The sequence below is a fragment of the Seongchinamella unica genome (genome assembly GCF_004354085.1).
Lineage (GTDB): Bacteria > Pseudomonadota > Gammaproteobacteria > Pseudomonadales > Halieaceae > Halioglobus > Halioglobus unicus.
Map to the genome: position 1 here is coordinate 465979 of NZ_SMSE01000004.1, position 11278 is coordinate 477256.

Below are 11278 nucleotides of genomic sequence, written 5' to 3' on the forward strand. Positions count from 1 at the left end.
CGTGGCGTTAATGCGGATCACATCGCCCCACGCCCACGGTCCCATGACGACCAGCCGGGTCATGCAGAATGTGCTGTTGGCCACTGTACCGGGCATCATCGTACTGACCCACTTCTTCGGTTTCGGTGTGCTGGTTAATATCGCCTGGGCTTCCATCCTCGCCCTGGGCTTTGAGGCGCTGGCACTGAGGCTGCGCAAACGACCGCTCGGGTTTTATCTCGGTGACTACAGCGCGCTGGTTACTGCGGTGCTGCTCGGTATCGCCCTGCCGCCCTACTCGCCATGGTGGCTGATTGCGGTGGGCATCGCCGCCGCCATCCTGCTGGCCAAACACCTCTATGGCGGCATGGGCTACAACCCGTTCAATCCTGCCATGGTAGGCTACGTGGTGCTGCTCATCTCCTTTCCGGTGCAGATGACAAGCTGGGCGCCGCCGCGGGGTACCGGCGAACTGCCGGGACTGCTGGAGGCCCTGCAAGCCTGCTTTACCCCGGCAAGCTTCGATGGGGTTACCATGGCGACCCCACTGGATGTGCTCAAGCAAAACAACAGCCTGTTGCTGGAAGACCTCTGGCAACAGAATGTTCAGTTCGGCCGCTGGGCGGGCCTGGGCTGGGAGTGGGCAAACCTGGCGTTTCTGGCGGGAGGCCTGTGGTTACTTTACCAGCGCATCTACACCTGGCACGCGCCGGTTGCCATGCTCACCACCCTGACGCTGATGTCGGCCCTGTTCTATGACGGCGGCAGCAGCGCCAGTGGCGGCTCCCCGCTGTTCCACCTGCTGAGCGGAGCCACCATGTTAGGTGCCTTTTTCATCATCACTGACCCGGTCAGTTCCGCGGTTTCGAACCGGGGCAGGCTGGTATTCGGGGGCCTGATTGGCATACTGGTCTATCTCATCCGGGTATTCGGCAATTACCCGGACGCAGTCGCCTTCGCCGTGCTGATCATGAATCTCGCCGCGCCGTTTATCGACCAGTACACCCAACCGCGCACCTACGGCCATGCCAGCAACCGGAGTGACGGCTGATGCTCGGGAAATCAATGACCCGCAATTCCCTGCTGCTGGCACTGTTCGCCGTGGCTACCGGCCTGCTGCTGGCAGGTAGCTATTTGATGACCAAGGAGCGGATTGCTGCAGAAATCCGCAAGGCCGAAGAAAAAGCACTGCTGCAGGTCGTGCCCAGGGAGCGACATGATAACTCCATGCTGGACGACACCCTGCCGGTGGGCCCTGCAACAGCCAAGCTTGGACTGCGGGAAGACAAGCGCATTTACCTGGCAAAATCTGCCGGCGAGGTGGTGGCAGCCATTATTCCTGTCACCGCGCGTGACGGTTACAGCGGTGACATACAGTTGATCGTCGGCGTTAACGCCGACGGCACCGTCGCCGGAGTCCGCACCCTGACCCACAAGGAAACCCCCGGGCTGGGAGACAAGGTTGACCTGGCGAAAAGTGACTGGTTGCTGGGGTTTAACGGCCGCTCCCTTGACAATCCTGCGGCAGATGGCTGGGCGGTTAAAAAAGATGGTGGCGTGTTCGACGCCTTTACCGGCGCCACAATTACTCCCAGGGCCGTGGTGGGCGCCACTCGCAGGGCGCTGGAATACGCCCGGGAAAACAGCGCAGCCCTCTACGGCAGCGAGGACAAGGCCCCCAGTGGAGGAGCATCGTCATGACTGACGTCAGTTACCGGGAACTTTCACTCAACGGCCTGTGGAAAAACAACCCGGCGATCGTCCAGTTGCTGGGGCTGTGCCCGCTGCTGGCGGTGACCGGCTCCGTGGTCAATGCCATCGGGCTTTCACTGGCGACCTGTCTGGTGCTTATCACGTCCAACACAGCCGTCTCGTTGATTCGCAATATCGTCTCCGACGCTGTGCGCCTGCCGGCATTCGTAATGATTATCGCCTCCGCGGTGACCTGCATTGAACTACTGATGCAGGCCTACGCCTATGAGCTGTACCAGATACTGGGCATATTCCTGCCGTTGATCACCACCAATTGCGTGATTCTCGGCCGCGCCGAGGCCTTTGCCTGCAAGAACAGCCTGCTGCCTGCCATCTATGACGGCCTGATTATGGGCCTGGGGTTCGGCCTGATTCTGGTACTGCTGGGCGCCCTGCGTGAACTGGCCGGAACCGGCGCCCTGTTGGCGGACATGGACCTGCTGTTCGGCCCGGCGGCTGAAAGCTGGAAAATCGTATTGATCGAGGACTACCAGCCGTTCCTGCTGGCGATACTTCCTCCAGGAGCTTTCATTTTTACCGGTTTGATTATTGCCGTTAAAAACCTGATCGATGCGCGCATCCAGTCGCGCATGGACGCGATGAAAGAAAAACCGGTCAAAGGCTCCAAGCGGGTGCGGGTAACGGGCACCATCAGTTAGGACAGCAACAGCGTATCCAGAATTTCGTCTACCGCAGCATCGTCCATGCCGCGGTTTTCTTCATCACAACTGTAGGTGATGAACAACATCATGGAGCCATTGGCAAGGTACCATTCGCGAATCGCCACGCCTTCTTCCTGATAATCGGCGCGGACGCCGAAAAATTCACCCAGGCTCAGGGTTTCCCACTGCAATTGCTGCTCGGCCTCGTCACGGGCAATTTGCGCAACCTCCTCGCGGCTGAATTCACCCTCGTCCTTGTGCAGGGTAGAAATTTCGATACAGCCGACGCCATCGTGGTCGCCGATGAGAATGCTCTCCTCCTCGGACTCGGCCCACCACTCCGGGGGAACCGCCAGGTTCCACCACTCTGTTTCCAGCACATTGAACGCCAAGCTTATAACCTCCTGGACATCAGCAGGGCGTCTTCACGGCCCCGCGCGGTTTTGTAGTAACGGGGCCTGATCCCGTCGACAACAAAGCCATTGTTCTCATAAAGTGCCCGCGCCGCAACATTGGATTTGCGGACTTCCAGCAGGCAGCGTACCAGACCGCCTGCTGACATCTCCCGCAGGCCGGCAGCGAGCAGGGCCGTGGCACAGCCCTTCCCCTGGTGATCCTGCGCAACCGCCAAATTATCGATATTGGCCTCGTCCAGCAGCCGGGTGTAAAACAGAAAACCGGCCAGTTCTCCAGCTACCTCCAGTACCAGTGCGACGTGTGTGTCCGCCGACGATGAGCGTAAATAGGGGGCCAGGACCTGTTCACTCCAGGGACTGGCGGACACCGCTCTGTCGAGCGCCATCAGTGGTCGAATATCCTCGGGAACCGCCTTCCTGATATGCTGCGGACGATTTTCAGGCACGCAGAACCAATGGCTGCAAATCCGACCAGACCTGCCGCTTGCTGGCAGGTTGTTCAATCATCTGCAGGGTACTGAGTGTGCTTACCCGGGCGAGGTCACCCAGGCCGCCGGCATCGACATAAGCGGATGCCTCCTCACCCAGGATGACCAGCCCCCGGCACTTCTGTTCCTCGATATGACGCAACAGGAAGGCCTGTACACCGGCGCGGGCGGCCGTCTCCCCCTGATCCAACTGGGGGTTGTTATGTATGGGCCAGTCAAACTGGGCCACTGTTGGAGCGTCGACACTGCCGTGCACCGCTCGGGCCATGCCCTGGATCAGTTGCACCTGCTCCCGCGCCAGCGGCCTGTCGCCCAGGGATTCAACCCAGGCGATACCGCCGGAAAACACCGCCGCCAGGCTGAACCGCACGGTTGGCGCGTCAGATTGGCGCCTGGCCTGTCTGTCGACGACGGCAGGCGAGGATGACTGCTTGCCGACAACGTCCAGCCGCGGCATGTGAGCCGGACGTGCCGTTGGCGACTCCGGCTCGGGGTGCTCTGCCCCAGTGCCCCGGGCAGGCACCAGCACAAGCCGCTGGGTGGGCAGCGCGCCCGCCAGTTGCCCCCGGGAAACATAGCCGTCAACCCCCATGGCTTGCAGGTAACGCAGTCTGTCGATTTCGTTCATGTTGATCCCGCTGCAATCACTGCCTGCCATGGTACCAGCTTTGCCCCCTCTGCTATATCCAGCGCCAGCCGTGGCGATTGAAAAACTGCCAGCCGGAACGGACAAACAGCTTCAGGTGTCGCCAGCCTTTGCTGGCGGCGTAGCCGCCGTGGTGGACAATGCGTACGCTGGGCTCGTAACGCAGGCTACCCAGTTGCCCCAGCCGCAGCGAGAGGTCAAAATCTTCGAAGTAGAGAAAGAATGACTCGTCAAACCCTCCCACCTCCGCGAAGGCACTTCCCCTGAGCAACATGAAACAGCCACTGGCAAGCGGCACTTCCACCGGCTGCCCGTTCCCGCAGACGTCGCTCATGTCATAGCGTGACATGAGCGATGGAAACAGGCGCCGGCCCAGGCCCGGCAAAAAGGCCCGCAGCGCCAGTACCGCCACCGAGGGGTAGCGCTTACAGAGAAATTCCGGTTCCCCGCCATCTCCGCGTGCCGCGGGACTCAACAACACCAGCGAGCTGTCCTCGCTCATAATGTCCAGGCCCCGTTGCAGCGCATCGGCGGCGAGTTCCACATCCGGATTGAGCACCAGGTGAATGTCACCCACACCTGCGACCAGTGCCCGGTTTTGTCCCGCACCAAAGCCACGGTTCTCATCGAGCGAATCGAGGGTGACACCCGGCCATTTCTCGCCGGCGAGGCTCTGCTCCAGTTCTCGCTTGTACCGGGTTGCCGAGCCGTTATCCACCAACTGGATACTGACCTCACTCACAGAACGGCCCCGCAGGGGGGCGCAGGCCGCGACAAGGCTGCGCAAGGTTCGCACCAGCAACGGCAGTGGGCTGTTGAAGACCACAATGGTCACGGTCAGGCGGGGCAAAGGGGTGGATTCTGGCTGCATCACGCCATGTTAGCAGCTCCGCATTGACAGGTCGCCGCTGACCCGCTCTGCGGCCCGATTCTGTTGAATGACCGCGGAATGGGAAGTTTTAGAACTTTTCCTGATATTTTTCTTTAATAACGATGCCATCCCTCTATTATTTGGATAGTGGAGTGACGAAAATCCTCCTCGAAGTTACTGGTCGCTAGCTAATACGGGGTTTTTGGCTGGCGCCGTGATAAGCTGTAAAAATGTAGGCAAGTGAATGGTTGACACACTGGTTTTTCAACCGAGAATCAGAAGAAGCCGAATCACGATATTAAGACTCACTGGACAGTGGGCAATAGGGGACCAAGATGACTAATCGATTCGCCACTTTCAGCAGCCGTATGGCTGTCGCTCTGACCATGATACTGGCCATCGCCGCCTGCGGTGGTGGGGGGGGCGGAGGCGGCGGCTTCAAGGGCGATGGTGGTTCTGGCGGCGATGCCGATACCGACACGTATTTCATCCAGCTTGCACTGCGCAACTCCCAGGGCGAAGAAAGCAGCATAGTCACCGCCAATGAACCCGGAACCCTGCAAGTGCTGGTCACTGAGAAAAATGCCAATGGCCGGCCTGTCCCCAGTGTTATCGTCACTGCCTCCACCAGCAGCGGCTTGCTCGATCCATCCAGCGGCAATGGGCTGACCAACGCTGAAGGCGCGGTTACCTTCACCGTGCGCGCCGGCCAGGATCGCGGCGCCGGTACCATTACCGTGTCGGTTGAAGATCCGCAAGGCGCGGTGGTAGAGAGGTCCGTCAACTTCCAGATCGGGGTTGGGGATCTGCGTCTTGGCCACTTGCAGGGATCAACCTACTTCGACGCGGAAATCGGCATCGCCCCGGATGGCCCGATCGCCGCCAAAGGTGAGGCGATTCTGTCCCTGGCAATCGTCGACCGCAACGGCCTGCCGATCGGCACCGCCGAAAGCATTAACATCAGCAGCCTGTGCCTGGACATTGGCGATGCCAATCTCAGCCCCGCCAATCCCATTCCTGTAGTTGCTGGTCGCGTTGAGGTGACCTACACCGCGGACGGTTGTCAGGGCCTGGACCAATTGACGGCTGAGGTCATCGGCGTGGGCGCCCAGGCGTTCGGCACCATCGAGATTTCCGACACCGTGGCCAACGGCCTGACATTTGTCAGTGCCGTGCCCAACCTCATCGTGCTCAAGGGCACAGGCGGCGGCCCCACCCGTCAGGAAAAGTCAGAGGTCACATTCCAGGCGGTGGATTCCAACGCGCAGCCACTGGAGGGCGTGGACATCGCCTTCAGCCTGACTACTGACGTTGGCGGCCTCAGTTTCTCGCCGAAAAGCGGGACCACCGCTGAAGACGGCACCGTGTCAACCGTGGTCTCCTCAGGTGACGTGGCCACTGTCGTTCGCGTTGTCGCGACAGCCGATGCCGGCGAACTCGGTGAGGTCTCCGCCGTGTCGGATGTGCTGACCGTCAGCACGGGTCTCCCCGACCAGAACTCCATCTCCCTGTCTGTTGACGGCAACTTCGTCGTCGAGGAAGGCATGACCAAGGACGGTGTCACCCGCACGCTGACCGTGCGCATGGCCGATAAATTCAACAACCCGGTACCGGACGGCACTGCTGCAGTATTTACCACCGAATACGGTGCCATTCAGCCCTCCTGTGAAACCGTGGGTGGCCAGTGCAGCGTGGTCTGGAACAGCCAGGCTCCGCGAATCCCCACGCTGAATGAGAACCAGGATCTGGTGGTGACCATCAATGATCCGGGCTATAGCTGCCCCAGCCATAACGGATCCAGCGGCCCCTGCCCCGACGACCTGGGTATGATTCGCGGTGGACGCTCTACCATCCTGGTGACCGCTATCGGCGAAGAGTCCTTCATTGATAGCAACGCCAACGGTATCTACGACCGGGGTGAGCGCTTTGCCAACCTGTCGGAGGCGTTCCTGGACATTAATGAAAACGGTTTTTACGATCAGGCCACGACCTCATGCAACAATAGTCCCAATAGCCTGACCTGTAAGGCCGGTTCTGAAGAGATATTCACCGATTTCAACAGCAACGGCGTGTTCGATGCCAATGGCGACGACGAATTGAACGGTTACCCGGACGAAGGCGTGGAGGCAATGTACAACGGCCTGCTCTGCCCGAAAGAAGGCGATGGCGTCTACTGCAGCCGCCAGCTGCTGAACGTCAACGACAGCGCAGTTCTGATCCTGTCCACCGACCCCAACTGGGATATCGCCCTCTACCGCGGGCGTACCCCGGCCAGCAGCACCAGCTACAACGGCGGCACTTATACCGCCTATGTCTCTGATCTTTTCAACAGCAAGCCCACCGGCGGCTCGACAGTGAACATCGAGGCCAGTGGCAGCTGTGAGATTACCGGTAAGGACAGCTTTGAAGTACCCAACACCACGGCGCCCGGCGCGTTTGCGATCAGCTTCTCCCAGAGTGGCGTGGGTGACGAAGCAGGCGAAGTGACCATTACCCTCTCCCCCAGTGATGGAGGTCCGGACTACTCAGAGTCCTGGCCCTGCACGCCAGAGCCCGAGCCGGTTGATCCCGAGCCCTGCGATCCCAATGTGGAGCTGTGCCCCGGGGGCTGATCTCAAAAAACTTGCCAACAAGCCGCGTCGATTGACGCGGCTTTTTTTGGCCGTATTTCCGGGCCCCGCAGCGGCTGTGTGCTCTATACTCTGATCAGCAGTGAATTGCTCCTGGGCAAAATCAGTTGATGAACAGAGTAAACGGTAGAGTACAGACCACGATCCGCCTGACCGTGGTCTCGGTCTTTGTTGTCGCCACAGCGCTGACCGCACTGGTGGCGCTGGGCCTGCAATACTATTTCAGCGAAAAAATGGCGCGACAGGCTGCGGCGGAGCTCTACGCGACTACAGCCACCAGCGTCGCGTCTGAAGTCAACGCAATCAACCGGATCAACCACAACGTCATAGACCTGTTGGCAGACAACCCCGACCTCGCCGACCCCGAGCGGGAAGCTGCCCTGCTCGGCATATTCATCCCTGTCCTTGAAAAAAATCCGATGCTTTACGGGGTCTATGTCGGCCGCCCCGATGGCAGCCTGTTCGAACTGATTAACCTGAACAGTAATGACAAAGCGCGTAAAAAGATGCGGGCCCTGCCGCGGGACCGATGGCTGATCATGCGTGTGGAACGCAGGGCTGGCCAGCAATTCCGAACTTACCAGTACCTGGATGACAGGCTTCAGGTTCGAGTATCGCGTGATGAGGCGACCGATTACAACGCCGCCCTGCGTCCCTGGTACCAGACGGCGGTTACCTCCGGGGCGGTGGAGGTATCGAAACCCTATCTGTTCGCCCAGTTGGACAGCCCCGGACTCACCGTCTCCAAACGGGTCGCCGGATCAGATTCAGTGGTTGCAATCGATATAACGCTGGACACTCTTTCCGACTTTCTGGCCGATCACGCCCTCGCTGACAACAGTGGCCTCTACCTCTATGACGTAAATGGCAGAGTCATCGCCTCAAACCTTACCCAGCGTGGAGATACTACCGAACTGCCCTCGCCAAAGGTCAGCATCAGCCGCGGGGAGCGCGAATACCTGGATAGCCTGGGCACCCTGATCGCGTCAAACGAGCTGGACTGGCCACCGCTGGACTATGCCCAGCAGGGTGAACCCCGCGGTTACTCGGTTGATGTGATTCGCATGATCTCACAGTCACTGGATATTCCGATCAAATTTGAGAACGGCTATACCTGGGAAGAACTGACCCAGCTCTTCCGGGAGGGTGAAATCGATTTACTGCATCCTATCGCACTTTCCCCCGAAAACCGGGACTGGGGGCTCAGGGGCGCGTCACACTTGTCCCTGCCCATGGCACTGCTCACCCTGGATACGGTGGATCCGCTTGACAGCCTGGCACGGCTGAACGGAACCACCCTCGCGATACCTCGCGGCTGGACGGTAGCCGCATTAATCAGGGAGAGCTGGCCGGGTATTCAGGTAATCGACGCTGAATCCTGTCTTGATGCGATTGAGAAAGTACTTGCGGGCGAGGTTTATGCGGCTCTGGATAATGAAATGATCCTGCGGTACCTCATTAAGCACTACTTTATGTCTGGCTTACGCTTTCACGATGGTATCGATCTTGGCCTGCAGCAGGATCAGAGCGCGTCCTACATTCTTTCGCCAAAGGAGGCGCCTTTACTCAGAACACTTCTGGACCGGGTTATATTATCGATCGGGGCAGAGCAGCGCAGCTATCTGGAGGAGACCTGGCTGGGTGACTACGACTCGGAAACAGTCTCCGCGTCGAATACTGTGCCATCAAGCCTGCTGATTGAGGTTGCTGCCGACCCGACAAGACACGGGCAACTGCTGAGCACAGACATTGCGGGCGAAGAGCACGTATTGTTCGCGAGCCCCACTGGAACCAACGAAGGTGCCATGTTCGTGGGTATTGTCACTCCGGTATCTGCGGTAATGGCACCCTTTCTGGAAAACCTCTTTATCAGCCTTGCCTTCACGGCTGGCATTCTACTCCTGATCCTGCCGCTTTCCTGGCTGTTCGCCAACCCGATCGTACGGCCCGTCAGGCAATTGGCTGACGAAAATGACAAGGTCAGGAGACTCGAATTTGACGAAGTGCAGCGGGTCGAATCGCGAGTCAAGGAACTGGATGAACTCTCCGAATCAATGGTAGACATGGTAGCCTCCATCCGCGCACACGAGAAGGCCCAGCGGGATTTGATGGACGCGTTCATACGCCTGATTGCCCAGGCGATCGACGACAAGTCTCCCTATACCGGCGGTCATTGTGAACGGGTGCCCGAGCTGGCATTGATGCTGGCAGATGCCGCGACCAGAAGCGAAGCTGGACCCTTCCGGGAGTTTGCACTGAGGGATGATGAGCAATGGCGTGAATACCGTATCGCAGCCTGGCTGCATGATTGCGGCAAGATCACCACCCCGGAACATATCGTCGACAAGGGCAGCAAGCTCGAAACCATCTACAACAGGATTCATGAGGTCCGCATGCGCTTCGAGGTGCTGTCCCGGGATAAGGAACTTGATTACTGGGCCGCAGTACAACGCAATCCGGCGAACAAGGCGGAGTATCAAGCTGCACTGGAAAGAGCCCAGCAAGAGCTACAGGAAGAGTTTGCCTTTGTGGCGGAGTGCAACGTCGGCGGCGAATTCCTGGACGAAGACAAGCAGACACGGTTGCTGAAGATCGCCGAGAAGACCTGGCAGCGCCGTTTCGACAATCAATTGGGGTTGTCGCCGGTTGAAGAGTTGCGTCAGCCGGCAGACTTGACGGAGCTCCCAGTGGAAGAAAATCTGCTCGCCGACAAGCCTGAACACATCATCAAACGCACCCGCTCCACCGATTATGACCCCAAACTGGGCATCAATATGGAGGTGCCCGAGCACCAGTACAACCTGGGTGAAGTCTACAACCTGTCGGTATCCCGGGGCACGCTCACCGCTGAAGATCGCTTCAAGATTAACGAACACATGATAAGCACCATCAAAATGCTGGAGAGCCTGCCTTTTCCCGAAGAATTGAAGAATGTGCCACGGTATGCGTCAACCCACCATGAAACAATGAAAGGCAGCGGCTACCCGCGCAAACTGCCGGGTGATCAACTGAGCATACCCGAGCGCATTCTCGCCGTCGCCGACGTGTTCGAAGCACTCACCGCTTCAGACCGGCCCTACAAAAAAGCCAAGCCGGTCAGCGTCGCCATCGATATTCTGCACAAGATGGTGGAAGACAATCACCTGGATCGTGACTGTTTCGAGTTGTTTCTCAAGGAAGGCGTGTATCTGGAATATGCGCGCGCGTATCTGCAACCAGACCAATTGGATGAAGTGAATATTCAGCAATACCTGGGCTGAACTGCCGGAAGGGTATTTCCCGGACCTGCTGGCTGCAGTCCGGGAAGATCATCGAAGTTAGCTTTCTTCCTCCAGCGGCGCCTGTTCTGCACATTCGCCGGAAGCACGCGAGCGCCAGCCGTAAAGCGTATTGTCACTGGTATCGTATTCCACGCCGGGACAACGCGCATCGAGTACACCATTGCGATCCAGATCATAGGGCGAGTAATGCACGACGCCGTGGGTGGAGCAGCCTGCCAGAAGGGCCGCTACTGAAACTGCAAGAATGGTGCTGCGCATAAACAGAACTCCGCTGTTGTTGATAGCCGTGAGGGTAAAGCGTAGACCAGTTTGCCGGGCGCGGCCAGCACAGGAGGTATCCTGTTCTGTGATGGAGTTGGCAATTTTTCTTCGTAACATTTGGGGTCAGAGTAAAAACCCCTTCACTATCGCCTGGCCTGCCCGCAATGCGACGGGGTTTTTACTCTGACCCCAAATCTGCGGGTGCCTGGCAAGGGCCTGCCCCGCTTTACCGGGTTTGACCGTAGGTCATTGCCATGTGTAAAAGGCCAACCGACCCATAAAAAAATCCCGC

The 11278-nt window shown here is 58.7% G+C and carries 10 protein-coding genes; 5 read left to right on the forward strand and 5 right to left on the reverse strand.

The genetic code is table 11. The features are described from left to right. Position 1: 1 nt before the first annotated feature. Genes rsxD through E2F43_RS17690 form a run of 3 tightly spaced genes read left to right on the forward strand, consistent with a single transcriptional unit; the run spans position 2 to position 2390 of the window. Positions 2 to 1030, forward strand: coding sequence for an electron transport complex subunit RsxD (gene rsxD, locus E2F43_RS17680; protein WP_133215144.1), 1029 nt, complete (start codon positions 2 to 4; stop codon positions 1028 to 1030). Beyond that, the gene (rsxG, locus tag E2F43_RS17685) at positions 1030 to 1680 is read left to right on the forward strand and encodes an electron transport complex subunit RsxG (protein WP_133215146.1); all 651 of its coding nucleotides are present in this window, start codon (positions 1030 to 1032) and stop codon (positions 1678 to 1680) included. Before rsxD ends, rsxG begins: the two co-directional genes overlap by 1 nt. After that, positions 1677 to 2390, forward strand: coding sequence for an electron transport complex subunit E (locus E2F43_RS17690; protein WP_133215148.1), 714 nt, complete (start codon positions 1677 to 1679; stop codon positions 2388 to 2390). Before rsxG ends, E2F43_RS17690 begins: the two co-directional genes overlap by 4 nt. On the opposite strand, the gene E2F43_RS17695 is transcribed toward E2F43_RS17690, so the two are convergent. From E2F43_RS17695 to E2F43_RS17710, 4 genes are read right to left on the reverse strand one after another with little or no spacing between them, the layout of a single operon-like run. After that, positions 2387 to 2785 carry a hypothetical protein gene (locus E2F43_RS17695; protein WP_238947002.1) on the reverse strand — a complete coding sequence of 133 codons (399 nt, stop codon included), beginning with the start codon at positions 2783 to 2785 and terminating at the stop codon, positions 2387 to 2389. The two genes, E2F43_RS17690 and E2F43_RS17695, sit on opposite strands and share 4 nt — an antisense overlap. Before the next feature lie 2 nt (positions 2786 to 2787). Beyond that, positions 2788 to 3195, reverse strand: a complete 408-nt coding sequence (rimI, locus tag E2F43_RS17700; RefSeq protein WP_133215150.1) for a ribosomal protein S18-alanine N-acetyltransferase — start codon at positions 3193 to 3195, stop codon at positions 2788 to 2790. A 52-nt stretch (positions 3196 to 3247) separates the two neighbouring features. Next, positions 3248 to 3925, reverse strand: coding sequence for a hypothetical protein (locus E2F43_RS17705; RefSeq protein WP_133215152.1), 678 nt, complete (start codon positions 3923 to 3925; stop codon positions 3248 to 3250). Between the two features lie 52 nt (positions 3926 to 3977). After that, positions 3978 to 4814, reverse strand: a complete 837-nt coding sequence (locus E2F43_RS17710) for a glycosyltransferase family 2 protein (protein ID WP_238947008.1) — start codon at positions 4812 to 4814, stop codon at positions 3978 to 3980. 335 nt (positions 4815 to 5149) lie between these two features. On the opposite strand from E2F43_RS17710, the gene E2F43_RS17715 reads away from it, so the two are divergent. Then, positions 5150 to 7426 (forward strand): Ig-like domain-containing protein, encoded by a 2277-nt coding sequence (locus tag E2F43_RS17715; RefSeq protein ID WP_133215156.1) that lies wholly within the window; start codon positions 5150 to 5152, stop codon positions 7424 to 7426. Positions 7427 to 7554: 128 nt separating this feature from the next. Further along, positions 7555 to 10704 (forward strand): HD domain-containing phosphohydrolase, encoded by a 3150-nt coding sequence (locus E2F43_RS17720; protein ID WP_133215158.1) that lies wholly within the window; start codon positions 7555 to 7557, stop codon positions 10702 to 10704. A gap of 57 nt (positions 10705 to 10761) precedes the next feature. Here the strand turns inward: E2F43_RS17720 and E2F43_RS17725 are convergent, their stop codons facing one another. Further along, positions 10762 to 11103: a hypothetical protein gene (locus E2F43_RS17725; RefSeq protein WP_133215160.1), complete on the reverse strand. Its 342-nt coding sequence runs from the start codon at positions 11101 to 11103 to the stop codon at positions 10762 to 10764. Between the last annotated feature and the right edge of the window lie 175 nt (positions 11104 to 11278).

Coding starts and splice junctions, on each gene's coding strand:
- E2F43_RS17710 (WP_238947008.1), bottom strand. CDS start 4,814: ATGCAGCCAGAATCCACCCCTTTGCCCCGCCTGACCGTGACCATTGTG.
- E2F43_RS17715 (WP_133215156.1), top strand. CDS start 5,150: ATGACTAATCGATTCGCCACTTTCAGCAGCCGTATGGCTGTCGCTCTG.
- E2F43_RS17690 (WP_133215148.1), top strand. CDS start 1,677: ATGACTGACGTCAGTTACCGGGAACTTTCACTCAACGGCCTGTGGAAA.
- rsxG (WP_133215146.1), top strand. CDS start 1,030: ATGCTCGGGAAATCAATGACCCGCAATTCCCTGCTGCTGGCACTGTTC.
- E2F43_RS17720 (WP_133215158.1), top strand. CDS start 7,555: ATGAACAGAGTAAACGGTAGAGTACAGACCACGATCCGCCTGACCGTG.
- E2F43_RS17705 (WP_133215152.1), bottom strand. CDS start 3,925: ATGAACGAAATCGACAGACTGCGTTACCTGCAAGCCATGGGGGTTGAC.
- E2F43_RS17725 (WP_133215160.1), bottom strand. CDS start 11,103: ATGTTACGAAGAAAAATTGCCAACTCCATCACAGAACAGGATACCTCC.
- rimI (WP_133215150.1), bottom strand. CDS start 3,195: ATGGCGCTCGACAGAGCGGTGTCCGCCAGTCCCTGGAGTGAACAGGTC.